The following is a 25,340-nucleotide window of genomic DNA, read 5'->3' on the forward strand; positions in this document are numbered from 1 at the left end:
TAAAAGCCTCAAGCCCTGCCGATAAGGAGGAGGCGTATACACAATTATCCCAACCGATACGCTGTTACTGCATGGATGCTCGACCGTCTCACATCGAGGTCCTCCCATGTCTCTTCGTCGCTTGAATATTGCGCCCCGAGCCTTTCTTGGCTTTGCCGTCATTGCCTTACTGGTGGTTGCCCTCGGCGTGTTCGCCGCCAGTCGCATGTCCGTTATCCGCCAGGCCTCGCTGGAAATGGAGCAGTCCCAAGTACCCAGTCTCGGGTACCTGGCCAACGTGATGGAAAACGTGCTGCGCATGCGTATCCTCTCGTTTCGCATATTGGTCAACCGAGACCCGGCCAGCCTGAAAGAAGCCGAGACCCGCATCGGCGTGCTGGTGGAAAAGCTGCACAAGGCTAATAACAGTTACGCTAAGCTGCCGACCGACCCGGAAGAGATCGAGCTGTACAAGACCTTTTCGGCGACCCTCGAAAAATACCTGCAAGCCCAGCAGGAAATGCTCGAGCTGTCACGACAGGACAAGGCCGACCAACTGCGTACCCATATCAATACGCGGATCAAGGAAGGCACCGACCTGATGGGCGAGCAGCTCAACAAGCTCATCGCGATGAACGTGGCCGCTGGCCATCAGGCATCGAACAAGGCGGGCGAAAACTACAACAGCGCCATCACTGGCATCATTGTTGTCTCGATCATTGCCGCGCTGGCCACTGTGGTGCTGGCGTGGTTGTTGACCCGCAGCATCGTCACGCCGCTCAACCGGGCGCTGGAGGCCGCTCGGACTATTGCCGGTGGGAACTTGGTCCAGGTCATCGCAGACGAGGGCAAGGACGAACCCGCGCGGTTGCTCCAGGCCTTGGCCGCGATGCAGGGCAGCCTGCGTCAAACCATCGAGCAGATCGCCGGTTCCGCCACTCAGCTAGGGGCTGCGGCGGAGGAACTGAGCGCAGTGACCCAGGAATCTTCCCGTGGCCTGCAACAGCAGCACAACGAAATCGAACAGGCCGCCACTGCCGTCAATGAAATGACCGCCGCCGTCGAAGAGGTTGCCCGTAACGCGGTGTCCACCTCCGAAGCCTCGAGCCAGTCGACCCAGGCCGCCCGGGAAGGCCGCTCGCGCGTGGTGGAAACCGTCGATGCGATCCAGACCATGACCCACGACGTGCAAACCACTGCCTCGATGATCGAAGGCCTGGCTGTCCAGGGTCGCGACATCGGCAAGGTGCTGGATGTGATCCGTGCCATCGCCGAACAGACCAACCTGCTGGCCCTCAACGCCGCCATCGAAGCCGCCCGCGCCGGGGAGGCCGGACGCGGTTTCGCGGTGGTGGCCGACGAAGTCCGGGCCCTGGCCCATCGCACTGCGCAATCGACCCAGGAAATCGAAAAAATGGTCGCTGGCATCCAGAACGGTACGGGTCAGGCTGTGCAATCGATGCAACAAAGCAACCAGCGCACTCACAGCACCCTGGAACTGGCCCGTGCCGCCGGCGTGGCCCTGGAGCAGATCACCCAGTCGATCCACCAGATCAACGAACGCAACCTGGTCATCGCCAGCGCTTCGGAAGAACAGGCCCAGGTCTCCCGTGAAGTGGACCGCAACCTGGTGAACATCCGCGACCTGGCCACCCAATCGGCCAGCGGCGCGAAACAGACCAGCGACGCGACCCACGAACTGTCGCGCCTGGCGGTGGGTTTGAATGCGATGGTGGCGCGATTTGTGATTTGAGATAGGGTTGGGGCTGGACACCGCGCAATCAGGAGAAACCATGCGCTATTCAGCCTTAACTCAACGTATCACCGGCGACGGCTCTGCCGCCTGGCAAATACACGACCGGGCGCTGGCCATGCGCGAGCAGGGCATGGACGTGCTGCTGCTTTCGGTGGGCGATCCGGACTTCGACACACCGCGCGCTATTGTCGACGCCGCCGTGGGCAGCCTGCGGGCCGGCGATACCCACTATTCGGACGTCCGTGGCCTGCACACCTTGCGCGCCAGCATTGCCCGACGCCATCGCCAGCGTTGCGGTCAGCCGGTGGGCGCTGGCCATGTCACCGTGCTGCCGGGGGCGCAGTGCGCGGTGTATGCGGTGGCGCAGTGCCTGCTCAACCCCGGTGATGAAGTGATCGTCGCCGAGCCGATGTATGTCACCTACGAAGCGGTGTTCGGTGCCTGCGGCGCAAAGGTGGTGCCAGTGGCGGTGCGCTCGGAAAACGGTTTTCGGGTCGAGCCGGCCGACGTGGCCCGCCTGATTACGCCGCGTACCCGCGCCTTGTTGCTCAACAGCCCTAACAACCCTTCTGGCGCCAGCCTGTCACGGCCTACCTGGCAAGCACTGGCGCGGTTGTGCATCGAACATGACCTGTGGTTGATCAGTGATGAGGTCTACAGCGATCTGCTGTACGAAGGCGAACACATCAGCCCGGCCAGCCTGCCGGGCATGGCCGAGCGCACCGCCACCATCAACAGCCTGTCCAAGTCCCACGCCATGACCGGTTGGCGTATCGGCTGGGTCATCGGCCCCGAACCCTTGGCCGAGCATCTGGCGAACCTGTCGTTGTGCATGCTGTTCGGCCTGCCGGATTTCGTGCAGCGGGCGGCCCAGGTTGCGCTGGAGGAGGATCTGCCGGAAGTGGCGCATATGTACGAGGAGTATCGCCAGCGCCGAGACCTGGTGTGTGCAGCGCTGGATGACTGCCCGGGCCTCAAGCCCGTGCGGCCCGATGGCGGCATGTTCGTGATGGTCGACGTGCGTCATACCGGCCTCAGCGCCCAGGCATTTGCCGAGCGCCTACTGGAAGGGTATGGCGTATCGGTGCTGGCGGGCGAGGCGTTCGGGCCGAGCGCTGCGGGGCACATTCGCATCGGGTTGGTGGTGGACCGGGTGAAACTGGCGGACGCGTGTCAGCGGATTGCCTTGTGTGCGGCGCAGTTACTTCAGATGCGCAGAGCCTGACAAACGCTAAATCCGCTTTCGGGCGGCGAGGTCTCCAACAGCGTGACCTCGGTCTACTTATTCAACTGTGTGATCAGCCGTGGCAAGGTTCCGATAATGAACATCCCGCGGCTCCTCAAATACCAATTCAAAATAACCCGACACCCTCCACGTTAAGTTCGCTCAAGTCGTGCGCTGTTTAAAGTTCTAGCAAGCGATGGTCCTTCAAAAACCGACGAATGGTCATAAAACCTGTCAGATTTGACAGTAGGCAACCATTAAATGTCAGCGCCTAATTTCCCCATGACGTTAACGTCGTTGAGGCGCTGAATTATGACTGGGGTCCTATTGAATGTATCGACGCGCAGTTCTTCAGGGATAACGGCTGAGCCGCTGTCCGTTGAAGGAGTGAATGACAATGACCCCGATGGGTATGTGCCTCTGGATATATTGCAACGAGGTACCCGCGTGGTCATTCCTCGCTGGGCAGATCCGGGGGCCGGTGATCAACTCCTGGTGTCATGGCTACAAAATAGTGTGGAAGCCCCGATATTTGACAACACTTATCCAACGGCGGTAACCGACCCTTTCATATACGTGGACTTGACAGCTGCACACATGTCCATGGACGGGGAGGCATTTATTTATTATCGGGTCTGGAAAGGTGGCGGCGGAAATTCGGATGATTCACCACGACGTAAATTAACGATTAACCATGCCGCGTTGTTGGTATTGGAAGAACCTAGTTTTCCTGACGCCACGTTGTGGGGGTATTTGAATAACAATACGGTACCGCCGTTAACTGATGGAGCCACAGTAGATGCGGGTATTGCTCTTGCCGGTGATCGTAATGAGGTGCACTGGACGGGCTACCGCAGTTTGAACGGTAGTGGAGCACCGGTGCAGGAAGCGCATGGCACATGGTCCCGAACCTTGTCTCTGGATGACGTGAATAATGGATATTCGTTGGTTGTTCCATTTGAACCACATATTCGACCGTTAATTGATAACGACTCGGCACTGGTGTTTTGTCGTCTTTACAGAGGTGGAGGTTTAATTGCTGAGTCAAAGAAGGGGTTGGTGAGGATAGACAGAGTGACACCGGGAGAAAGCGGGCCGTCCGGCCTGGATACAAATTCAATGAATGCAATAGGAGATTTTGAAATGGTCGCAAAACTTCAACCTCCCAAAACACGTATCAGTACCGTGCGTTCAGGAGTCGTTACAGTCGATGCCGACGTAGAAGGAAAACTCGCTGACGAGTCGATTTCGATCAGTATTCTGGATTCGGGCAATTTGATTTTTACTGCTACAAATTTCGCCGATCCTCAGGATAATGACGAACTCGATCTCTATTACAGGGTGGCGGGTGGTACAAGAAAGATAATAGGCACCGTTGAGATGGGAGCCGCTACCGGACGTGACGACCCGTTTCGAATAGAAGTGGAAACAAGCTGGTTTCCCGAAGAGCAAACACCTGCTACACCCACCCGTTATGAAGTCGACTATGAGATATATAAAGCTGGCGGTGGCAACGCCGATGCGTCAAATATTGTTGAGTTCTCCATCGACCGTACGGCTCCGTTTGAAGTTAAAACTCCAGCGAAGAAAAAAAGTAAACCCACGCCTGCGGTGAATATCACCAATCGGCCCGTAGCTCCGAGCTATATCTTGGATGAGGCCTGGATCACAGCCAACCCCAAATTGATTTGCGAAGTACCCGTGAATTACGCATTGCGGCGTGATGATGACGTACTGAGCTACTTTCTGTCTTCGGCGTCCCCCAGCGTTGTTCTAACGGTCTATGAAGGCACGGTTACGACTGCTGGGGAGTTCGAGGTTGACAGTGCTGAGCTACGCCGATTGCCCAACGGGACGCGAATCTCTCATTCTTATCAATGGAGGGATTTGCCAGGCAATCTGAGCCTGCAATCTGATGCCACGACTGTCTTTGACCTTCGGCTTGCACAGGATCCCGTCCTGCTCGCTCCTGAGGTGCCCAAGACCAATCCGGGCCAAACCGTTCCTCTTGTGCTCGATGACTTTGCGACCGGGGCGCCCCCTGTGCTTGCGGTGGTCAAATTGCCTGAGCACGGCATCGCTACGGATCAAATCACACTGTACGTTGAAGATGCCGCCGATCAGTCAAGGAGCGTCCCATTTGGTCCGCTACCGCTCGGTACGACTGATCTCGAATTCACCCTCGACTACGCCAGCCTTGCAAGCCTGTTTGCCGACGCGACAGATCCCCTGGAAGTTAAAGTCTGGTATGAACACGAGCGAGCCGGAACAATACTAGACAGCCCTGTGATTTACATTTATGTGGATTTTGTACACGCGGGTCCGACGAACCCTGACTTACCCGATCTGACCAATCCTAACCTGGACACCGTAACGGTGACGGGTCGTTCTGGTACGGCCAACATCATTACACCTGACGATCGAGACAAGGCTGGCACAGTCAGTGTGCCGGCCTGGTTCGGTTTGCCAGCCGTGGTGGGGGGGAGCAAATAGACTTTTATATCGATGGCAAACATGCCGGTGAGTTTCAGCCATTTGGTGGTGAAATAGAATTTAAAGCTGATGTTACAGCCGCATTCATCACGGCATTGCCAACTGGCATCGTAAAGGCGTATTGGACGGTCAAGTATGTGGGCAGTGACCACAATATTATTAAGTCGCCCGAGCGGGATGTCACTGTCAATGCCAAGAAAATTGATCTATTACCACCCACCATCAGAATCCGTAGTCGTGACGAAATAGCTTGCTATGCAATGGATGACACCCTGACTAACTGGACGTTGGCCATTGGGATACCGAAAGATCCGACGTATTTGCCAGTGGGGAAAGACATCACGGTTCATTTCGTCGGTGTGACCGACATGATCGGCGCGACAGAAGTGTCGGGAACTGCGGATTCGCAGCCTTACACGATCAAGGCTGCCGGCGTTGAAGACATTGCCCATGTTGGCACGGCTGACAAGTTTAAATTGAACCAGCCTACGCGTGGTGCGGTGGCTTTCGGCAAATACTGGTATGAGGCGGATATTGGCGGTATGCAAAGCTCTGCGCCGATCATCAAATCGTTCGACATTATCAATACCAGTTTTGAGTACTGCGATCGGATGACTGCACCTGCACCTTAGTAATTGAGGTCTCTGGCCAAGGAGAGTTTATGCCAAGGGGATTTCCCCCTTGGCATAAAGCTTTTTCGTTGATGCAGAGGAATAAAATCGTGCATGTTACTTCGGAATTATCCCTAGTCATTGGCGGACTTTTCCTACATTCGGCTAGGTAAACGATCCCTATTCTGTCGGGCGCATTCGGGAGATGGTTTTTCGCTCTATTGGAAAATCATTTTTGCGGTTATGTCTAATGTCAGGAAAGCACTATGTCTCGCATGTCAGGTTCAATAGGTGAAAGAGCAAGCTTTTATTTGCTCGGTTCAGTTTTTTTAGTTTCTTCCCAGACGTTCGCCGCCATACTCCAACCGGGGCAGGATGGTACGGTCGATAGCACATCCCCCGTTGAAAGCTGGGGGGTATCGGCAGGCGGAACGCTCACAATCGATAACGGTACCTCGCTGACCATCAGTGCACAAAACGCCAACGTTGTTTTCAATGGTGGTCAGAGTCAACGCATCGATGCCACTTCCTCTTTATTAAACCTCTCGGGCGCCACGGTTGACAGCGCGTCGGGACGAGGTGGGATCCAATTACTAGAAAGCACTGCCACGATCGATGCCAGTACCATTACCAGCGCCAACAGTGTTGGGCTTTTGATGGGGCGTTACATCAGTACCACGACAGCCTCCAGTGCGACGGTTACAGGAAATAGCACGATCACCGGGCTCACCGGCGGCGCCAATCTCACCGGCCATAGCGTCCTGAATGTCAGCGATTCGACCCTTCGTGGCACCGCAGCCACCAGCTATGGCATCCAGTTGGAAGGAGCAACGCTCTCTGCAACGGGTAGCACGATTTCCGGTGGGCAGGACGGCCTGCGAATCGGCGTCGATAACACCGGCGTCACGAACAGCTCGGTGACTTTGGACAATACCAGCGTAACGGGCGGTACAGGCTCGGCGATTGTGCTGGGTTCGTTCGGCGGTACCGGCGCGGTCGCGAATATCACTGTGCGCAATGGCTCGCAACTGAACAGCGGCAATGGAACACTGATGCTGGCCACCAATGGCTCCACGGCCAGCCTCACTGTTGATGCCAGTTCTTTGAGCGGCAATGTCATTGCCGATACCGGCAGCACTGTTTCGTTGTTGATGCAAAATGCCTCCTCGCTTGATGGCAATCTGCAAAACGTCTCCACGGTCAGCCTCAATTCGAACAGCACCCTGAATGGCGACGTGCTGGCGGTTGCAGGTACTAATGCTACGGTCAACGTCAACAACGGTTCGTCGATCACTGGCAACGTAGAAAACGTGGTTGACCTGTCGTTGAACAATGGCAGCAGCCTGACTGGCGACGTGCTCACCGACACCAATGGCAGCGTACTGCTGGATAACAACTCGGTGCTGACCGGCCAGATCGGCAACTCGGGCAGCGTGAATATCAACAACGGTGCCCAATGGGTGATGACCGGCGACAGTACGGTGCAAAGTCTTGGCCTGAGCAATGGCGTGGTTCGCATGGGCACCGACGAACAGTTCCTGCAACTGAACGTGGGTGACCTTTCCGGGAACGGTACCTTCGTGATGGGCACCGACCTGGGTACCGGGGCCACGGACTACCTGAACGTCACCGGCACTGCGAGCGGGCAATATCAACTGCAAGTTGCCGCGACCGGTACCACACCGGATACCGCCGAGGCGGTGAAGGTCGGGAACATCGCTGCCGGTGATGCGAGCTTCTCGCTCGCGGGTCGCGATACCGTCGATGCCGGTACGTTCGTCTATCGGTTGAAGCAGGACGGGGAGGGCTTGTACCTCAATCCTGACGATGACACGGTCAGTACCTCCAGCAATACCGCGTTGGCGCTGGCCGGTAGCGCGCGCAGTGTATTGAATGCGGAAATGAACATGCTCAATGACCAGATCGGCGATCGTGGGCTCAGCGCCCGGCCCGATGCTGCGATGCGCTCGGCCAACGACAGTGACACCACGAAGCTGAGCAATAGCGTCTGGGTGCGCACTTATGGCAATCAATACAGCGTCGATAACGCCTATGGCGACGGTTACTCGCAAACCCAGACCGGGATCACAGGCGGTGCCGATACGTTGGCGGATCTTGGCGGTCGTTCATGGGTACTGGGTGGGTTCGTTGGCACCAGTCGTACCAACATGGACCTCAGGTACGGTTCCAGCGCGACCGTCGATAGTGTGAATGCCGGTGTTTATGGCAGCACGTTCGATGCCCAAAGTGGAGTTTTCGTCAACGTCCTGGCCAAGATCAACCAGTTTGACAACAAGGCCAAAGTCACCATGAGCGACGGCACGCGAGCCAAGGGTGACTACAAGGCATTGGGCGCCAGCGGCTCGGTGGCGGTAGGCAAGCATATTCGTCTGAAGGACAACTACTTTATTGAGCCCCAGGTTCGGGTCTCGGCCGGCGTCACTCAAAGTGACAGCTATAGCCTCGACAATGGTCTTGAGGTAAAAGCCGACACCATGCGTTCATTACAAGGCAATGTGGGCGTCAGGGGCGGCCGGGTGATTACTCTTGAAAACGGCAGTCTGCTGGAGCCAAGTTTGTCGGCGGGGGTTAATCACGAATTTGTGAAGACCAATGAAGTCAAGATCAACGACGACAGCTTCAAGGATGACCGTGCCAGCACTGCGTTCGAATACGGAGCGGGTCTGAAGTGGACGCCGGCCCAACGCAACTGGCAGGTTTCCGGCCAGGTCGGCGGCAGTAAAGGCACGACGGTCAGCCAGGACTGGAGCGGTAGCTTAAGGTTGAGCTATTTCTTCTGATCTTCGCTTTAGCTGAATGACAAAAAATGCCCCAGGTAATGCCGGGGCATTTTTTTTGCCTTCTCGACCAGGTCCGCAGCGACAGGCCCAGCCGTGAAGCTTTGTAGCGGCTGTGTGAAATTGTGTAAGGGTTTTGCTCGTGGGTGGGTGAGGGCGTATATCCTTGGTGGCTTGAGATTTTCTGCGTCTGGCAGGGCCTCATCGCGAGCAGGCTCGCTCCCACACTGGTTTTATGCCGCACTGAAGACCAAATGTGGGAGCGAGCCTGCTCGCGATAGCGGCGTGCCCGGTGCCACAGCACTTTCTGGAAACACCATGCCCAACATTCTCCTGGTGGAAGACGACACCTCCCTCTGCGAACTGATCGCCAGTTACCTGGAGCGCAACGGCTATCAGGTCAGTGTGCTCAGTCGTGGTGATCATGTGCCTGAACGGGCGCGGGTCAATCCGCCGGACCTGGTGATCCTCGACCTGATGCTGCCGGGTCTGGACGGCTTGCAGGTCTGCCGTTTGCTGCGGGCCAATTCGGCGACCTTGCCGATCCTGATGCTCACTGCCCGGGACGACAGCCACGACCAGGTGTTGGGCCTGGAAATGGGCGCCGATGACTACGTCACCAAACCGTGCGAGCCCCGGGTGTTGCTGGCGCGGGTGCGAACCTTGCTGCGTCGCAGCAGCCTCACCGAGCCGCAGACGGCCAACGACCGGATTCTCATGGGCAATCTGTGCATCGACCTAAGCGAGCGCACCGTGATCTGGCGCGGGCAGGCGGTGGAGCTGTCCAGCGGCGAATACAACCTGCTGGTGGTGCTGGCCCGTCACTCCGGCGAAGTGCTGAGCCGCGACCAGATCCTGCAGCGCCTGCGGGGCATCGAGTTCAACGGTACCGATCGCTCGGTGGATGTGGCGATTTCCAAGCTGCGGCGCAAGTTCGACGACAACGCTGGGGAAGCGCGAAAGATCAAGACCGTGTGGGGCAAGGGTTATCTGTTCAGCCGTTCCGAGTGGGAATGCTGAACCGATGTGGAAGCTGCTGATTCGCCTTTATCTGGTCACCATCGTCTCCTACAGCGCGGCCATGTACCTGATGCCGGAACTGGTGATCCGTCTGTTCCATGAGCGTTTTATGACCTACAACCTCGATTCTTCCCGTGGTCTGCAAACCTTGATGGTCAAGCAGTTCCGCACCGTGTCCAGCGAGCAATGGCCGGCGCTGGCGGTGCAGATGGATAAGGAGTTCGAGCCGCTGCACATCGAACTGGCGGCTATCGATGATGAAGGTTTCAGCGTCGATGAGCAGGCGCGTCTCAAGCGTGGTGAGAACGTGGTGCGCATCGGCGATTGGGCCTGGCGAACCCTGGCGGCCGCGCCGTTGGATGAGCACACAGCGGTCAAGATGATCGTGCCCCCCGACCCGACTGACGTCAGTTGGTTGTACTGGAGCATCAACGTGCTGGTCGGCGCGACGCTGCTCGCGTGCCTGCTGCTGTGGCTGCGGCCCCACTGGCGCGATCTGGAACGCCTCAAACGCACCGCTGAACGTTTCGGTAAAGGCCACCTGCGCGAGCGCACGCACATTGCCTCCAGTTCGAACATCGGCAGCCTGGCTCATGTGTTCGACACCATGGCTGGCGACATTGAGAACCTGCTCAACCAGCAGCGGGATTTGCTCAACGCGGTGTCCCATGAATTGCGCACGCCATTGACCCGGCTCGACTTCGGCCTGGCCCTGGCGTTGTCCGAAGACCTGCCGCCGGCCAGTCGCGAGCGTCTGCAAGGGTTGGTGGCACACATTCGCGAGCTGGATGAACTGGTGCTGGAACTGCTGTCCTACAGCCGTTTGCAGAACCCCGAGCGTTTGCCCGAACGGGTCGAAGTGCCGTTGGACGAGTTCATCGACAGCATTTTGGGCAGCGTCGACGAGGACCTGGCGGCGCCGGACGTGGTGATCGATGTGCTGCTGCACGGGGCACTGGAGCGTTTTGCGCTGGACCCGCGCCTGACGGCCCGTGCCTTGCAGAACCTGCTGCGCAATGCCATGCGTTACTGCGAGAAGCGGATACAGATTGGTGTGTTGGTCGGCGAAAGGGGCTGTGAGATCTGGGTCGACGACGACGGCATCGGTATTCCCGACAGCGAACGCGAGCGGGTGTTCGAGCCGTTCTACCGCCTGGACCGCAGCCGCGATCGCGCCACGGGCGGTTTCGGCCTCGGCCTGGCCATCAGCCGCCGTGCCCTGGAAGCCCAGGGCGGCACGCTGGCGGTCGAGGCCTCGCCGCTGGGTGGGGCGCGGTTCAGGCTATGGCTGCCAACACCGCCCTGAACCTCATGCGGTCCCTGTGGCGAGGGAGCTTGCTCCCGCTGGGCCGCGAAGCGGCCCCATGGTTGTCAGCAAACAGCATCAACCAAACAACCCCGCCGCAATATTGATCGAGAACCCAAGAATCGCCGTGTTGAACACAAACCCGATCAACGATTGCGCCAACACGATCTTGCGCAACTGTCGCGTGGCGACGCCCACGTCCGACGTTTGCACCGCCACCCCGATGGTGAAAGAAAAATAAAGAAAATCCCAATAGTTGGGCGTGGTCAGCCCCTCGGCAAACCGCAGGGCCGGTTCCTTGCCTTCCCAGGTGTAATACAGCCGCGCGTAGTGAACGCTGAAAATCATCCCGATCAGCAACCATGAACCGATCACTGTCATCGCCGTGAAACCGTAATGCAGCAGCTTGCTAGCGGCTTGCAAGTCGCGGCTGCCAGCCAGTTCAAAGGTGATGGTTGCCAGGCTGGCCAACGCCGCGATACAGACCACCAGCAAGACCAGCCCGGCATTTTCGTCTTCGATTTCGGCGATGCGTTTGACGTCGGGCGCCTTGGCCCGCACGGTCAGCCAGAACATCAGCACCAGGTACGTCCAGACCCCGGAATTCCAGCCGATCAGGATTTTGCTGATGATTGAATCCACGGGAACCAGAAGACCCACCGCCAGGCCAATGACCGTAGCGCTGGAAAGACGCGGGTGAGTGCGGGCAAGGAAGGGCATGGGGGCTCATTGTCCGGGAAAGGGGCACACAGTATGAGCGATCAGGCGAAGGATTGGCCTGCTATTGCAGTGGACTGAATCAATTGCACACCCGCTTCCTGCATCCGTCTGATCGCCACCTCCGAACCCTCGCTATCAATGCCCCGGCACGCGTCGAGCAGCACAAACGCATTGAACCCTGCCACCCGGGCGTCCAGGGCCGAGAACATCACACAAAAATCCAGGGCCAGGCCCACCAGGTACACCGTGTCGATGCCGCGCTCTTTGAGATAACCCGTCAACCCGGTGGGGGTCTGGCGGTCGGCTTCCATGAAGGCCGAATAGCTGTCGATGTCCGGGTTGCAGCCCTTGCGAATGATCAGTTGGGCATGGGCCAGGTCCAGCGCCGGGTGCAGCGCGGCGCCGTCGCTGCCCTGTACGCAGTGGTCGGGCCAAAGCTTTTGCTCGCCGTACGGCAACGGGATGATCTCGAAAGGCTGCTTGCCCGGATGACTGGACGCAAACGAAGCATGCCCGGCCGGATGCCAGTCCTGTGCGAGGATGACGTGCCTGAATGAACGGCCCAGTTGGTTGATCAACGGCACGATCTCATCGCCTCCTGGCACGGCCAATTGGCCACCGGGGATGAAGTCGTTCTGGACGTCTATTACCACTAACGCGGTGGTTGGAGTGGTCATGGAGGGATCTCCTGAAAATGCCCCACCACAGCTTAGCCGAACAGCCTGAGGCCCAGGTGTTTGTATCCAACATCTTCACAAAACGACACGCCGCTATCGCGAGCAGGCTCGGCTCCCACAGAAGATTGGGTTGTCTTTATTTATTCAGCAGGCGAAATGTCGTTCGTCGAAAATATCTCAGGGTTGATGGCTTTTTGACATTTGGTTCGTGCGTCCTCGGTACGATTAAGTACAATCGCCGCCTTTCAACCAGGCATGGAAGCAGTTCGGCTTTCCAGTCACGAGAAAACCCATGCTCATCGGCAGTTATTCCCCCGCCCTTGTTTCGATTTCTTTGTTTGTTGCGGTATTGGCGTCCTACACCGCGCTGGACTTGGCCGGGCGTATTGCCACCACCCAGGGGCGCGCGGCGCATCTGTGGATGGCCGGTGGCGCGCTGGCGATGGGAGTGGGCGTCTGGTCCATGCATTTTATCGGCATGCTGGCGTTCACCTTGCCGGTGGAGCTTGGCTATGATGCGCCGATCACCGCGCTGTCGCTGCTGATCGCCATCCTTTCCTGCGGTTTTGCCCTGTGGCTTGCCAGCCAGCCGCGATTGCCAGCGTGGCAACTGGCTTTCGGCGCGCTGATCATGGGCGCGGGCATCAGTGCCATGCATTACACCGGCATGGCAGCGCTGCGAATGCAGCCGGGTATCGATTATGACCCGACGTTGTTCGGGGCTTCGCTGGTGATTGCGGTCGGGGCCTCAGCGGCGGCATTGTGGATTGCCTTTCGCCTGCGCCAGAACACCCCCCACGTGCGCCTGGCGCGTGCCGGCGCCGCGGTGGTGATGGGCGTCGCCATTGTCGGCATGCATTACACCGGCATGGCTGGGGCGCGGTTCAGCGAAGGCAGTTTTTGCGGTGCCCTGGACGGCTTGAGCGGCAAGGGTCTGGACAATTTGGTGCTGATCACCACCCTGGCGGTGCTGGCCATTGCCTTGCTGACTTCAATTCTCGACGCGCGCCTGGAAGCCCGTACGGCCGGACTGGCTCAATCGCTGACCCTGGCTAACCGGGAACTGACTCAGTTGGCCTTGCATGACCCTCTCACCGGGCTGCCCAATCGCGTTCTGCTGGCTGATCGTATCGACCAGGCCATGCATCTGGTGCAAGAGCAGGGCGGTTGTTTCGCCTTGATGTTCATCGACCTGGACGGCTTCAAACCGGTCAACGACGCCTTTGGTCACCACATGGGCGACTTGTTGCTGCGGGACGTGGCCCTGCGCCTGCGTGAAGACTTGCGCAGCCAGGACACCCTGGCACGGATCGGCGGTGATGAGTTCGTGCTACTGGTGCAACTGGCCGAGCCCGACGATGCGTTGCGACTGGCAGCGCGTCAGGTCGGGCTGATCGGCCGCACGTTCCGGGTCGCGGATCATGATTTGCAGATTTCCGCCAGCGTCGGCATCGCGGTTTACCCGGGCAACGGCCAGAGCGCCGAAGAACTGCTGATGAATGCCGACGCGGCGATGTACCACGCCAAAGGCGCTGGCAAAAACGGCTACAGCTTTTTCGATGCCTCGATGAACAGCAACGCCCGCAAGCAGTTGCAGTTGCTGCAAGACCTGCGCATGGCCGTCGAGCAGCGGCAGTTCAGCTTGTATTACCAGCCCAAGTTCGACGCCGCCAACGGTCGCCCAGTCGGGGCCGAGGCCTTGTTGCGCTGGACGCATCCGACCCAGGGCATGCTGATGCCCGACGCCTTCATTGACCTGGCGGAAAAGACCGGGTTGATCATTCCCATTGGCGAATGGGTGCTGAACGAAGCCTGTCGCCAGATGCGCGAATGGTACGTGCTGGGTTATACCGACTGGCGCATTGCGGTGAACCTGTCAGCCTTGCAGTTCTGCCATGTGGGCCTGGTGCAGAGTGTGGCCACGGCGCTGGCTACCCATCATCTGTCGGCCAACAGCCTGACCCTGGAAATCACCGAAACCACCGCCATGAGCGATGCGGACGCGAGCATGACAGTGCTGCAGCAGCTCTCGGACATGGGCGTGGATCTGTCCATCGATGACTTTGGCACCGGCTATTCGAGCCTGATGTACCTCAAGCGCCTGCCGGCCAACGAGCTGAAGATCGATCGCGGCTTCGTCCGCGACCTGGAGCACGACAGCGATGACGCGGCTATCGTCTCGGCCATCGTTGCCCTCGGCCAGGCCCTGGGCTTGCGCATCGTCGCCGAAGGGGTGGAAACCGATGTGCAACAAAACTTCCTGACCCAGTTGGGTTGCGATTCGCTGCAGGGTTACCTGCTGGGCCATCCGCTGCCGGCCGAGCGTTTTCTGCACGACATCCGCCAGGCGCAACGGGTGGCAGTGGCCTGAGTCCGCTTTATGGGGATGTGACCGTGGCGCGGGAGCAAGCTCCCTCGCCACGAGTTGCACACCCCAGTATCAGGCAACCACCGCCTCATTCACATACTGGCGGATATGCCCCAGCCCACGCTCCACGTACGCCTCTTTCTCGCCCACCGGGGCAAAGTAGTGCAGCACTTCGCGCGCGGTTTCCAGCCCCTTGAGCCGGGCGAGCACCCAGGCCGACAGGTACTGGGCAGAGAAACAGCCACCGGCGGTGGCGATGTTGCCGTTGGCGTGGAACGCCTGGTTGACCACGTTGACGCCCGCCGCCACGACCCAGGGTTTGCTGGTGGTGTCGGTGCAGGCCGGTGCCTGGCCGAGCAAGCCCAGGCGCGCCAGCAGGAATGTGCCGGAGCACTGGGAACCGAGCAGTTGTCGGGCCGGGTCTAAGCGCAACCGGCTCATGATGGCCGGGTCATCGGCGACCTCCCGGGTCTTCATGCCGCTTCCGAACAGCACCGCATCGGCCTCGCACGCCTCTTCCAGGTCGATCTGGGCGTCAATGGTCAAGCCATTCATGGAGGTGACCCGCGGGGTGGGTGAAGCGATGCTCACGCGCCAATCCTTGTCGCCCACCAGCGAAATACGGCTGAGCATGCCATAGGCAATCAGCGAGTCCAGTTCGTTGAAGCCGTCGAAGGTCAAAATGGCGATGTGCATGGCGAGCCCCGGTTTATTTTGGGTGGTTTTTTCGTCAGCCTACGCCTGTTCCAGATAGGCCCGCCCCGTACAGTCGGCGGCAGATTCGTCGCTACAGTAAAAAGGAATGATTTGCCGTCGTTGAAGTCGGAGATCCAGTACCCCGAATAACTGGAGTTTTTCTATGCGCAAACCAACCCTGATCGCCAGCCTGGTCCTGATCGCCGGTCTCGCAGCCCTCGGCCCCGTGGCGCAAGCGGTCGAGCCCACCGGAGATGCTGTGGAGCACTCGCCCAACAACGGCCGCAGATTGGTAGAAGCCGACCGAACCCCGGCGCAATATCAGCGCGCGGATAATGCCCTGGAAAACTGGCGGCAGAAGGGGCTCGAAGCGCCCGAGGAAGGCGCGCAATGGGTGCAGATCAATGATAAGTACGTGATGGTTGTGATTGCCTCCGGTCGGATTCTCAAAATCACTCCCGCCACGCGTTAAGCCCCTTGTTCCACAGACGAACCAACTCGCCGGGTGCCTGGTCTTCAGGCACCTGCAACACCATTTCGTCGTCCTGGTCGTTGGTGCGATAGCGCACTTCGATCTGGAAAAAACGTTGGTCGCCACGCCCTGACGTGTCGGAAGCCAGGGGCAGGCAGCCCTCCAGCACCGAGCAGATGCGGGTACGCTGATCAAGGTCGCATTGGGCGAACTCGATTTCCCGGGGGTAGGCCAAGGTAGGGATGGCCGCCACGCCACCCTGGCGTGACAGCCGCACCACGGCTTTATCGTCGAGGTCTGGAAGGGTTTTCATCAGTTCTCCTTTGTCAGATCGACGCCGACCTGGATCCAGCCGTTCTGCACCGCCTGCACTTCCCGCGTACCAAAGCGCTGGCGGGCGTGCTCGACGGTCAGACGGGCGAAGGCGCTAAAGGTTGCGTCGTTGGCCAGTCTTCTGTCACACAAGGTTTCATACCAGATCCTGCCGGCCTTTTCCCAGGCAAATCCGCCCAGCGTAGTGGCCACCAGATAAAAAGCCCGATTGGGAATGCCGGAATTGATATGCACGCCGCCGTTGTCCTCGCGGGTGATGACGAATTCGCGCATGTGCGCCGGTTGCGGGTCCTTGCCCAGCAACGGGTCATCGTAGGCGGTGCCTGGGTTGGCCATGCTGCGCAGGCCATCGCCATTGATCTTGTCGGTGAGCAGGTCGGTGCCGATCAGCCAGTCTGCCTGGTCGGCGGTCTGCTCCAGCACGAATTGCTTGACCAGCACGCCGAACACATCGGAGATCGACTCGTTCAACGCGCCGGACTGATTGGCGTAGATCAACCCGGCTTCGCTTTCGGTGACGCCATGGGCCAGCTCATGGGCCACTACGTCCAGGGAGCGGGTGAAGCGTTGGAAGATTTCGCCATCGCCATCGCCGAATACCATCTGCGCGCCGTTCCAGAAGGCGTTTTCGTAGCCCTGGCCATAATGCACGCTGCCCGCCAGGGCGAGGCCTTTGTTGTCGATGGAGTCACGACCCAGGATCTTCCAGAAAAATTCATAGGTGGCGCCGAGGGCGTCGTAGGCCTCGTCCACGGCCGCATCGCCAGTGGCCGGCTGGCCTTCCAGGCGCACCGGCTGGCCGGGCAGTTCCATGGTGTTTTGTGCGTCATGCACGCTGCGTTGTGGCTGCCCGGCCTTGCCAGGCTTGGGCAGCTTCGCGGCGGCGGGAGATTTGCCGGGTGGCCCGGGATTGTGCCGCAGGTTGTTCACGTGGGTCAGGGTGCCGAGGGCAACCGAACGTTGCTGTTCGGAGCCGTTGGCGATGATGCGATTGAGAATATAGGGAGGAATGAAACCGTGGAACGGGCGAGAGTCGATCATCAGAAAGTCCTTATCTGAAATGAAGGGTCAATACCCATGTGAACCGAAGCAACCGCTGCGGTTCCCTCCTGTATGGAATACGAGGCTGCGATCTTTTCTCTGCCAATTGAGTCTGGAGCGAAAGATCAAGATCAAAAGATCGCAGGCTTTGCCAGCGCCTACAGCACCCAACGGGGATAAATCCCCTCGCCACAAAAAAATTGCCAGATGCGCGCAATTCTGCGAAAACCCCGCGCCTGAACCACACGGGAATGCCCCATGAACGAAGAACTGCAAATCATCGACCTCATCGCCGGCGACGGCAAGGCGGCGGTCAAAGGTGCGCTGATTACCACCCAGTACCGAGGTACCCTCGAAGACGGCACTGAATTCGATTCGTCCTACAGTCGCGGTAAACCCTTTCAGTGCGTGATCGGTACCGGCCGTGTCATCAAGGGTTGGGACCAGGGCCTGATGGGCATGAAGGTCGGTGGCAAGCGCAAGCTGCTGGTGCCGGCCCACCTGGCCTACGGCGAACGGTCCATGGGCGCGCACATCAAGCCCAACGCCAATCTCATCTTCGAAATCGAGTTGCTGCAAGTGCTGACTCGGGACGATTGAATCCCTCAAGCACGAGCCCTGGAGCTTTCGTGCTCGGTGATCGGGTCCATGAAGCGCTGCCTTGTTCGCAGTGGGGAAAGTGTTGCTACTATCTTCAGTCGAGACATGGCTTGATTCGTCCGGGAGCAAAATATGAACGCAGAGCAACATGATCTTGGCGTGTCCCAGGTGGCCGCGGCCATTGCCGAACCGGCTCGCACCCGAATGCTGTGCTCGTTGATGGACGGCCATGCCCGAACCAGTACGGAATTGGCGAGCATCGCCGATGTCAGCGCCTCGACAGCCAGCGCCCACCTGGCCAAGCTCAAGGACCTGGCCTTGGTGCGGCTGCACGTCCAGGGCCGTCATCGTTACTACAGCCTGGCGGACCAACGCGTTGCCCAGGCCCTCGAAGCGTTGATGGTGATTGGCCAGAACACCGCGCCAACCTTCACGCCACGTACCCCGGATCGCCTGCAATTTTCCCGCACCTGCTACGACCACATGGCCGGTACCTTGGCGGTGCGGCTGCATGATCGAATGCTCGAGGCCGGCTGGCTGGTGGAGGTGGAGGGGAAGGGTTATCGGTTGAGCGAATCCGGCGAGGCGCTGTTCGAAGGGTTGGGCGTTGACGTCCAGGCCCTCGCCACTCAGCGCCGCCGATTTGCCTGTCCATGCCTGGACTGGAGCATGCGCCGTCCGCATCTGGGCGGTGCCTTGGGGGCGGCGTTGTTGCAAGCGGCGATCAAGCGCAAGTGGGTGATCCAGGATCTGGATAGCCGGGCGCTGGGGTTGACGGCCAGCGGTCGCAGGGAAATTGCGGTGCGGTTGGGTGTGAGTACAGAAATTGATGCTGCGCCTGCCAGCCCTATCGCAAGCAAGCTCGCTTCCACAAGCGAGCTGCGGTGAGCCCATGCATAAAGCCCACCCGTGCCGAGGCAGGGGTGGGCTTTTTTGTGGAACAGTGGATGTTTCTGTGGCGAGTTAGACCTTGACGACCCAGCCCGCCGGCGCTTCCACGTCGCCGGTCTGTACGCCGGTCAGCTCTTTGTAGAGCTTCTGGGTGATCGGGCCGACTTCGGTTTCGCTGTGGAACACGTGCAGCTTGTCTTTGTAGCTGATGCCGCCAATCGGGGTGATCACCGCAGCGGTACCGCAGGCGCCGGCTTCCTTGAAGTCCGACAGCTTGTCGATGAACACGTCACCTTCGATCACTTCCAGGCCCAGGCGCGATTTGGCCAGTTCGATCAGCGACAGGCGGGTGATGCCCGGCAGTACCGAAGGCGAGTTGGGCGTGACGAATTTGTTGTCGTGGGTGATGCCGAAGAAGTTCGCCGAGCCGACTTCCTCGATTTTCGAGTGAGTCATCGGGTCCAGGTAGATACAGTCGGCGAAGCTCGCCTTCTTGGCCTGGGAACCGGGCATCAGGCTGGCAGCGTAGTTGCCACCGACCTTGGCCGCACCGGTGCCTTGTGGCGCGGCGCGGTCGAAGCTGGAGATCAGGAAATTGTGCGGGGTCAGGCCGCCCTTGAAGTACGCGCCGACCGGGATGCAGAAGATCGAGAAGATGAATTCGGGTGCGGTGCGCACGCCGATGTTGTCACCCACGCCGATCACGAAGGGGCGCAGGTACAGCGCGCCGCCGGTGCCGTAAGGCGGGATGAAGCGCTCGTTGGCGCGGACCACTTGCTTGCAGGCTTCGACGAACTGTTCGGTCTCGACGTGCGGCATCAGCAGGCGGGCGCAACTGCGCTGCATGCGGGCGGCGTTCTGGTCCGGGCGGAACAGGTTGATCGAACCGTCCTTGCAGCGATAGGCCTTCAGGCCTTCGAAGCATTGCTGACCGTAGTGCAGGGCGGTGGAGCCCTCGCTGATGTGCAGCACGTTGTCGTCGGTCAGGGTGCCGGCGTCCCACGCGCCGTCGCGCCAGTGCGACAGGTAGCGCTTGTCGGTCTTGATGTAGTCAAAGCCCAGTTTGTCCCAATTGATGCTCTCGTTACCCATGACACCCTCTATTTCTTAACAACCGTCGAAACGGTTCAAGGCTTCTGACGTTTTTTGGATGGGGACAACAATACTTCATTCCGGGGCTGTTTCGCAGCCTGGAATGCAATCCTTGCCCCCACAGGTATGGTTACAGATGCAACGCATGCCCCAGCGCCCGCAGTGCCGCTTCCTGCACGGCCTCGCCGAGCGTCGGGTGGGCGTGGATGGTGCCGGCGATATCTTCCAGGCGTGCGCCCATTTCCAGGGACTGACCGAACGCCGTGGACAACTCCGATACGCCGACGCCGACCGCTTGCCAGCCCACGATCAGGTGATTATCCCGTCGCGCCACGACCCGCACGAAGCCGCTTTTCGATTCCAGGGTCATGGCCCGGCCATTGGCGGCGAACGGGAAGCTTGAGACGATGCAGTCCAGCCCTGCAGCCTTGGCGTCGTCCGGGGTCTTGCCCACCACCACCAGTTCCGGGTCGGTGAAGCACACCGCAGCGATGGCCGTAGGGTTGAACTCACGGTGCTCACCTGCGATCAGCTCGGCGACCATTTCCCCTTGGGCCATGGCCCGGTGGGCGAGCATCGGTTCGCCACTCAGGTCGCCGATGGCCCAGACGTTGCGCATGCTGGTCTGGCAGCGCTGATCGATGCTCACGGCCGAACCGTTCATCGCCAGGTTCAGCGCTTCGAGGTTCCAGCCCTGGGTGTTGGGCTTGCGCCCGACGGCCACCAGCACCCGGTCGGTGTCCAGGTTCAGTGTGTCGCCACTGGGATCACGCACTTGCAAGGTGCTGGCCTGGGCATCGAAACCCTCGACGCTGTGCTTGAGGTACAGCTTCACCCCCAATTGTTTGAGCGCCTCATGCACCGGTTGGGTCAGCTCGCCGTCATAGGCCGGCAGGATCCGCTCCTGGGCTTCGACCACACTGACCTCGGCGCCAAGCTTGCGGTAGGCAATGCCCAGCTCCAGGCCTATGTAGCCACCACCGACGACCACCAGGTGCTTGGGCACCGAGGTCGGGGCGAGGGCTTCGGTGGAGGAAATGATCGGCCCTCCAATCGGCAGTATCGGCAGGTTGACGCTTTTCGAGCCGGTGGCCAGCAGCAGGTGTTCGCACTGGATGCGGGTGTCGCCGACGTCAATGGTCTTGCCGTCGACCACCTTGGCCCAGCCGTGAATGACCTGGACCTTGTGCTTCTTCAGAAGCGCGGCGACGCCGGTGGTCAGGCGATCGACGATGCCGTCCTTCCATTCCACACTTTTACCGATGTCCAGGGTGGGTGCCGACACGGTGATGCCCAAGGCCGAGCCCTGGCTGTGGTGCCGCGTCTGGTGGAACTGCTCGGCCACATGAATCAACGCCTTGGATGGAATGCAGCCGATGTTCAGGCACGTTCCGCCCAACGCCTGGCCTTCTACCAGAATGGTCGAGATGCCCAATTGACCGGCGCGAATCGCCGCCACGTAGCCGCCAGGGCCGCCGCCGATGATCAGCAGCGTGGTGTTCAAAGTCTGTTGCATGCCGGCTCCTATTATTGGTCGACGAACAAGGTGGCGGGTTGTTCGAGCAGGCCGCGCAGGGCCTGGATGAATTGCGCCGCGTCCATGCCGTCGACCACCCGGTGGTCGAAGGAGCTGGAGAGGTTCATCATCTTGCGGATCACGATCTGGCCTTTGATCACCACGGGCCGTTCGACGATTTTATTCACGCCGACAATCGCCACTTCAGGCAGGTTCAGCACCGGCGTACTGACGATGCCGCCAAGGGCGCCGAGGCTGGTCAGGGTAATGGTCGAGCCGGACAGTTCATCGCGGCTGGCCTTGCCATTGCGGGCCGCCGTTGCCAGGCGCGAGATTTGCGTCGCGCTGTCCCACAGGCTGCGGGCTTCGGCGTGACGCACCACCGGCACCATCAGGCCGACATCGCTCTGAGTGGCGACACCCACATGCACAGCGCCTGAGCGATTGATCACCTGGGCTTCGTCGTCGTAGCGGGCATTCATTTGCGGGAAGTCCCGCACAGCCACGACCAGCGCCCGGACCAGGAACGGCAGCAGGGTGAGCTTGCCGCGACTGACGCCGTGTTTTTCGTTCAGATGCACCCGCAGCTCTTCCAGGGCAGTGACGTCGATTTCCTCGACGTAGCTGAAATGGGCGGCGCGTTGGGTGGCCTCCTGCATGCGCTGGGCAATCTTGCGGCGCATGCCGATCACCGGGATTTGCTGCTCGTCGTGGCGTTCGGCGTAGCCCGAACCACCCTTGGCCTGGATCGATGGGCCTTGGGCCAGATAGGCTTGCAGATCTTCATGCAGAATCCGTCCGGCCGGGCCGCTGCCCTGCACCAGGCGCAATTGAATGCCCAGGTCCAAGGCGTGTTTGCGTACGGCCGGGGAAGCCAACGGGCGCTCGTCGGGTTCACGAGCTACCGGGGTTTGCGGGGCCGGACAGGACGCGGCGGCTGGTTTTTCCACCACGGCTCCAGGCGTCGCCACCGATGCAGGCTTCGGTGCTTGTACAGCCGCAGCCGGATGTGGCGATTCCTCCAGGCTCTCCTTCAAGTTGCCTGCGCCTTCCACTTCGATGCGGATCAGTTCGCTGCCCACCGCCAAGACTTCACCTGGCTCGCCGCCCAGGGCGATGACCCGGCCATGCACCGGCGAGGGGATGTCCACCATGGCCTTGTCGGTCATGACATCGGCCAACACCTGGTCTTCGACCACCAGGTCGCCAACCTTGACGTGCCACACCGACAATTCAACTTCTGCGATGCCTTCGCCAATGTCCGGCATCTTGATAACGTGCGTGCCCATTCAGACCTCCATGACCCGTTTCAACGCCGCACCCACACGGGACGGCCCTGGGAAATACGCCCACTCCTGCGCATGCGGGTAGGGGGTGTCCCAACCGGTAACACGCTCGATGGGCGCTTCCAGGTGGTGGAAGCAATGTTCTTGTACCAACGACACCAGCTCGGCGCCGAAGCCGCAGGTGCGGGTGGCTTCGTGGACGATCACGCAGCGGCCGGTTTTCTTCACCGACTTGACAATGGTGTCCAGGTCCAGGGGCCACAGGCTGCGCAGGTCGATGACTTCGGCGTCGATGCCGGTTTCTTCGGCAGCGGCCTGGGACACATAAACCGTGGTGCCGTAGGTGAGGATGGTCACGTCCTTGCCTGGACGGGTGATGGCGGCCAGATCCAGTGGCACGGTGTAGTAACCGTCCGGCACCTGCGCCGTCGGGTGTTTCGACCAGGGTGTTACCGGGCGATCGTGGTGACCGTCGAACGGGCCGTTATACAGGCGCTTGGGTTCAAGGAAGATCACCGGGTCATCGTTTTCGATGGAGGCGATCAGCAGGCCCTTGGCGTCGTAGGGGTTCGATGGCATCACCGTGCGCAGGCCACAGACCTGGGTGAACATCGCCTCGATGCTCTGGCTGTGGGTCTGGCCACCGTAGATGCCGCCGCCGCAGGGCATGCGCAGGGTCATTGGTGCGGTGAACTCGCCGGCCGAGCGATAGCGCAGGCGCGCGGCTTCGGAAATGATCTGGTCCGAGGCTGGATAGACGTAGTCGGCAAACTGGATCTCGGCCACTGGCCGCAGCCCGTAGGCGCCCATGCCCACGGCGACGCCGACGATCCCGCTTTCGGAAATCGGCGCGTCGAACACCCGGGAGGTGCCGTATTTGTTCTGCAGGCCTTCGGTGCAACGGAACACGCCACCGAAGTAACCCACGTCCTGGCCGAACACCACGACGTTGTCATCGCGTTCGAGCATCACGTCCATGGCCGATCGCAGGGCCTGGATCATGGTCATGGTGGTCGTGGTCATGGCGGTGTCCAACGCAATATTGTTGTTGTGATCGTTCATGTCAGATCCCCAACTGCTGACGCTGGCGCTTCAAGTGCTCCGGCATCTCTTTGTAGACGTCTTCGAACATCGTGGCGGCGCTGGGTACTTGGCCGCCGGCGAGGGTGCCGTATGCCTCGGCTTCTTTCTGGGCCGCGATGATGTCGGCTTCCAGCTCGGCGCTGACGGCGGCGTGTTCCTCTTCCGACCACTGGCCGATACGGATCATGTGCTGTTTGAGGCGCGCAATCGGGTCGCCCAACGGGAAGTGGCTCCAGTCGTCGGCGGGGCGGTACTTCGATGGATCGTCGGAAGTGGAGTGCGGGCCGGCGCGGTAGGTGACCCATTCGATCAGGGTCGGGCCGAGGTTGCGTCGGGCGCGTTCGGCGGCCCAGCGAGAAGCGGCGTAGACGGCCATGAAGTCGTTGCCGTCGACCCGCAGCGAGGCGATGCCGCAGCCGACGCCGCGTCCGGCGAAGGTGGTGGCCTCACCGCCAGCGATGGCCTGAAAGGTGGAGATTGCCCACTGGTTGTTGACCACGTTGAGGATCACCGGCGCCCGGTAGACGTGGGCGAAGGTGAGGGCGGTGTGGAAGTCCGATTCGGCGGTGGCGCCGTCGCCGATCCAGGCCGATGCGATTTTGGTGTCGCCCTTGATCGCCGAGGCCATGCCCCAGCCCACGCCCTGAATGAATTGGGTGGCGAGGTTGCCGGAAATGGTGAAGAAACCGGCTTCCTTGACCGAGTACATGATCGGCAACTGACGCCCCTTGAGCGGATCGCGCTCGTTGGACAACAGTTGGCAGATCAGGTCCACCAGCGGCACATCCCGGGCCATCAGGATGCTTTGCTGGCGGTAAGTGGGGAAGCACATGTCATCGATGTTCAGCGCCAGGGCCTGGGCGCTGCCGATGGCTTCCTCGCCAAGGCTCTGCATGTAGAACGACATTTTTTTCTGACGCTGGGCGATCACCATGCGGTTGTCGTAGATCCGCGTCTTGAGCATGGCGCGCATGCCTTTGCGCAGGATCTCGACGGGGATGTTCTCGGCCCATTCACCCAAGGCATTGCCCTGGTCGTCGAGCACGCGAATCAGGCCCCGGGCCAGGTCGGCGGTGTCGGCGGGTTCGACGTCAATGGGTGGTTTGCGCACCGTGCCGGCATCGGTCAGGCGCAGGTAGGAAAAGTCGGTCTTGCAGCCGGGACGGCCCGAGGGTTCGGGGACGTGCAGGCGTAGCGGTTCGTACGCTTGGTTCATGGCTTTCTACGCTCGATCTTGTGAATTTCTTGTAGTGGGCGCGCTAGCTGACGAATTTCCCCGGGTAGGGGAAATTGTCCTACAACAATCATAGGCTCGACGAAGAAGAATATTTTTCTCTGTTGGCTTGCTGTTCAGATCATTTGCAGATAAAAAATCTG

Annotated in this window: 21 protein-coding genes; 11 read left to right on the top strand and 10 right to left on the bottom strand. The window is 60.0% G+C overall.

Annotated features, from left to right (window positions below; genetic code table 11):
* The first annotated feature begins 106 nt into the window (after window positions 1–106).
* From ACA047_RS12310 to ACA047_RS12340, 7 genes are all read left to right on the top strand, one after another.
* Window positions 107–1,732 (top strand): methyl-accepting chemotaxis protein, encoded by a 1,626-nt coding sequence (locus ACA047_RS12310; RefSeq protein WP_497359447.1) that lies wholly within the window; start codon window positions 107–109, stop codon window positions 1,730–1,732.
* A 40-nt stretch (window positions 1,733–1,772) separates the two neighbouring features.
* Entirely contained in the window at window positions 1,773–2,960 is a 1,188-nt protein-coding gene (locus ACA047_RS12315; RefSeq protein WP_497359448.1) for a pyridoxal phosphate-dependent aminotransferase, read from the top strand.
* Between the two features lie 312 nt (window positions 2,961–3,272).
* Window positions 3,273–5,453, top strand: a complete 2,181-nt coding sequence (locus ACA047_RS12320; RefSeq protein WP_497359449.1) for a hypothetical protein — start codon at window positions 3,273–3,275, stop codon at window positions 5,451–5,453.
* 137 nt (window positions 5,454–5,590) lie between these two features.
* Complete coding sequence (locus tag ACA047_RS12325) at window positions 5,591–6,085, top strand: hypothetical protein (RefSeq protein ID WP_497359450.1); 495 nt, start codon at window positions 5,591–5,593, stop codon at window positions 6,083–6,085.
* A 245-nt stretch (window positions 6,086–6,330) separates the two neighbouring features.
* Window positions 6,331–8,865 (top strand): autotransporter outer membrane beta-barrel domain-containing protein, encoded by a 2,535-nt coding sequence (locus ACA047_RS12330; RefSeq protein ID WP_497359451.1) that lies wholly within the window; start codon window positions 6,331–6,333, stop codon window positions 8,863–8,865.
* 315 nt (window positions 8,866–9,180) lie between these two features.
* Window positions 9,181–9,882 carry a response regulator gene (locus ACA047_RS12335; protein ID WP_497359452.1) on the top strand — a complete coding sequence of 234 codons (702 nt, stop codon included), beginning with the start codon at window positions 9,181–9,183 and terminating at the stop codon, window positions 9,880–9,882.
* Window positions 9,883–9,886: 4 nt separating this feature from the next.
* Window positions 9,887–11,188: an ATP-binding protein gene (locus ACA047_RS12340; RefSeq protein ID WP_497359453.1), complete on the top strand. Its 1,302-nt coding sequence runs from the start codon at window positions 9,887–9,889 to the stop codon at window positions 11,186–11,188.
* A gap of 78 nt (window positions 11,189–11,266) precedes the next feature.
* On the opposite strand, the gene ACA047_RS12345 is transcribed toward ACA047_RS12340, so the two are convergent.
* The gene (locus ACA047_RS12345) at window positions 11,267–11,908 is read right to left on the bottom strand and encodes a DUF1345 domain-containing protein (protein WP_497359454.1); all 642 of its coding nucleotides are present in this window, start codon (window positions 11,906–11,908) and stop codon (window positions 11,267–11,269) included.
* Between the two features lie 41 nt (window positions 11,909–11,949).
* The gene (gene pncA, locus ACA047_RS12350; RefSeq protein ID WP_497359455.1) at window positions 11,950–12,585 is read right to left on the bottom strand and encodes a bifunctional nicotinamidase/pyrazinamidase; all 636 of its coding nucleotides are present in this window, start codon (window positions 12,583–12,585) and stop codon (window positions 11,950–11,952) included.
* 292 nt (window positions 12,586–12,877) lie between these two features.
* Between pncA and ACA047_RS12355 the strand changes: the two genes are divergently transcribed.
* A complete protein-coding gene (locus ACA047_RS12355; RefSeq protein WP_497359456.1) occupies window positions 12,878–14,956 on the top strand; it encodes a putative bifunctional diguanylate cyclase/phosphodiesterase in 2,079 nt (692 codons plus the stop codon).
* 69 nt (window positions 14,957–15,025) lie between these two features.
* Here the strand turns inward: ACA047_RS12355 and ACA047_RS12360 are convergent, their stop codons facing one another.
* The gene (locus ACA047_RS12360; RefSeq protein WP_497359457.1) at window positions 15,026–15,649 is read right to left on the bottom strand and encodes a DJ-1/PfpI family protein; all 624 of its coding nucleotides are present in this window, start codon (window positions 15,647–15,649) and stop codon (window positions 15,026–15,028) included.
* A 163-nt stretch (window positions 15,650–15,812) separates the two neighbouring features.
* Here ACA047_RS12360 and ACA047_RS12365 point away from each other — a divergent pair, with 163 nt between their 5' ends.
* Entirely contained in the window at window positions 15,813–16,121 is a 309-nt protein-coding gene (locus ACA047_RS12365; RefSeq protein ID WP_497359458.1) for an RcnB family protein, read from the top strand.
* Here the strand turns inward: ACA047_RS12365 and ACA047_RS12370 are convergent.
* Entirely contained in the window at window positions 16,102–16,434 is a 333-nt protein-coding gene (locus ACA047_RS12370) for a protealysin inhibitor emfourin (protein WP_497359459.1), read from the bottom strand. The two genes, ACA047_RS12365 and ACA047_RS12370, sit on opposite strands and share 20 nt — an antisense overlap.
* Window positions 16,434–17,495 (bottom strand): M4 family metallopeptidase, encoded by a 1,062-nt coding sequence (locus ACA047_RS12375; RefSeq protein ID WP_497359460.1) that lies wholly within the window; start codon window positions 17,493–17,495, stop codon window positions 16,434–16,436. The genes ACA047_RS12370 and ACA047_RS12375 overlap by 1 nt, the downstream gene beginning before the upstream one ends.
* Before the next feature lie 258 nt (window positions 17,496–17,753).
* On the opposite strand from ACA047_RS12375, the gene ACA047_RS12380 reads away from it, so the two are divergent.
* Entirely contained in the window at window positions 17,754–18,095 is a 342-nt protein-coding gene (locus ACA047_RS12380) for an FKBP-type peptidyl-prolyl cis-trans isomerase (protein WP_497359461.1), read from the top strand.
* A 132-nt stretch (window positions 18,096–18,227) separates the two neighbouring features.
* Complete coding sequence (locus tag ACA047_RS12385) at window positions 18,228–18,983, top strand: ArsR/SmtB family transcription factor (protein ID WP_497359462.1); 756 nt, start codon at window positions 18,228–18,230, stop codon at window positions 18,981–18,983.
* A 75-nt stretch (window positions 18,984–19,058) separates the two neighbouring features.
* Here the strand turns inward: ACA047_RS12385 and ACA047_RS12390 are convergent, their stop codons facing one another.
* The 5 genes from ACA047_RS12390 to ACA047_RS12410 all read right to left on the bottom strand — a co-directional run bounded on the left by ACA047_RS12390 (window position 19,059) and on the right by ACA047_RS12410 (window position 25,179).
* The gene (locus ACA047_RS12390) at window positions 19,059–20,078 is read right to left on the bottom strand and encodes a branched-chain amino acid aminotransferase (RefSeq protein ID WP_497359463.1); all 1,020 of its coding nucleotides are present in this window, start codon (window positions 20,076–20,078) and stop codon (window positions 19,059–19,061) included.
* A 130-nt stretch (window positions 20,079–20,208) separates the two neighbouring features.
* A complete protein-coding gene (gene lpdA / locus ACA047_RS12395) occupies window positions 20,209–21,594 on the bottom strand; it encodes a dihydrolipoyl dehydrogenase (RefSeq protein ID WP_497359464.1) in 1,386 nt (461 codons plus the stop codon).
* Between the two features lie 11 nt (window positions 21,595–21,605).
* Window positions 21,606–22,883 carry a dihydrolipoamide acetyltransferase family protein gene (locus ACA047_RS12400; protein ID WP_497359465.1) on the bottom strand — a complete coding sequence of 426 codons (1,278 nt, stop codon included), beginning with the start codon at window positions 22,881–22,883 and terminating at the stop codon, window positions 21,606–21,608.
* A complete protein-coding gene (locus ACA047_RS12405) occupies window positions 22,884–23,942 on the bottom strand; it encodes an alpha-ketoacid dehydrogenase subunit beta (protein ID WP_497359466.1) in 1,059 nt (352 codons plus the stop codon). It lies immediately after the preceding gene.
* Between the two features lies 1 nt (window position 23,943).
* The gene (locus tag ACA047_RS12410; RefSeq protein WP_497359467.1) at window positions 23,944–25,179 is read right to left on the bottom strand and encodes a 3-methyl-2-oxobutanoate dehydrogenase (2-methylpropanoyl-transferring) subunit alpha; all 1,236 of its coding nucleotides are present in this window, start codon (window positions 25,177–25,179) and stop codon (window positions 23,944–23,946) included.
* Window positions 25,180–25,340 lie beyond the last annotated feature (161 nt).

Source organism: Pseudomonas sp. LBUM1664 (assembly GCF_059695895.1).

Coding starts and splice junctions, on each gene's coding strand:
- ACA047_RS12330 (WP_497359451.1), top strand. CDS start 6,331: ATGTCTCGCATGTCAGGTTCAATAGGTGAAAGAGCAAGCTTTTATTTG.
- lpdA (WP_497359464.1), bottom strand. CDS start 21,594: ATGCAACAGACTTTGAACACCACGCTGCTGATCATCGGCGGCGGCCCT.
- ACA047_RS12390 (WP_497359463.1), bottom strand. CDS start 20,078: ATGGGTAACGAGAGCATCAATTGGGACAAACTGGGCTTTGACTACATC.
- ACA047_RS12320 (WP_497359449.1), top strand. CDS start 3,273: ATGACTGGGGTCCTATTGAATGTATCGACGCGCAGTTCTTCAGGGATA.
- ACA047_RS12345 (WP_497359454.1), bottom strand. CDS start 11,908: ATGCCCTTCCTTGCCCGCACTCACCCGCGTCTTTCCAGCGCTACGGTC.
- ACA047_RS12405 (WP_497359466.1), bottom strand. CDS start 23,942: ATGAACGATCACAACAACAATATTGCGTTGGACACCGCCATGACCACG.
- ACA047_RS12355 (WP_497359456.1), top strand. CDS start 12,878: ATGCTCATCGGCAGTTATTCCCCCGCCCTTGTTTCGATTTCTTTGTTT.
- ACA047_RS12315 (WP_497359448.1), top strand. CDS start 1,773: ATGCGCTATTCAGCCTTAACTCAACGTATCACCGGCGACGGCTCTGCC.
- ACA047_RS12380 (WP_497359461.1), top strand. CDS start 17,754: ATGAACGAAGAACTGCAAATCATCGACCTCATCGCCGGCGACGGCAAG.
- ACA047_RS12310 (WP_497359447.1), top strand. CDS start 107: ATGTCTCTTCGTCGCTTGAATATTGCGCCCCGAGCCTTTCTTGGCTTT.
- ACA047_RS12340 (WP_497359453.1), top strand. CDS start 9,887: ATGTGGAAGCTGCTGATTCGCCTTTATCTGGTCACCATCGTCTCCTAC.
- pncA (WP_497359455.1), bottom strand. CDS start 12,585: ATGACCACTCCAACCACCGCGTTAGTGGTAATAGACGTCCAGAACGAC.
- ACA047_RS12385 (WP_497359462.1), top strand. CDS start 18,228: ATGAACGCAGAGCAACATGATCTTGGCGTGTCCCAGGTGGCCGCGGCC.
- ACA047_RS12370 (WP_497359459.1), bottom strand. CDS start 16,434: ATGAAAACCCTTCCAGACCTCGACGATAAAGCCGTGGTGCGGCTGTCA.
- ACA047_RS12410 (WP_497359467.1), bottom strand. CDS start 25,179: ATGAACCAAGCGTACGAACCGCTACGCCTGCACGTCCCCGAACCCTCG.
- ACA047_RS12335 (WP_497359452.1), top strand. CDS start 9,181: ATGCCCAACATTCTCCTGGTGGAAGACGACACCTCCCTCTGCGAACTG.
- ACA047_RS12375 (WP_497359460.1), bottom strand. CDS start 17,495: ATGATCGACTCTCGCCCGTTCCACGGTTTCATTCCTCCCTATATTCTC.
- ACA047_RS12365 (WP_497359458.1), top strand. CDS start 15,813: ATGCGCAAACCAACCCTGATCGCCAGCCTGGTCCTGATCGCCGGTCTC.
- ACA047_RS12400 (WP_497359465.1), bottom strand. CDS start 22,883: ATGGGCACGCACGTTATCAAGATGCCGGACATTGGCGAAGGCATCGCA.
- ACA047_RS12360 (WP_497359457.1), bottom strand. CDS start 15,649: ATGCACATCGCCATTTTGACCTTCGACGGCTTCAACGAACTGGACTCG.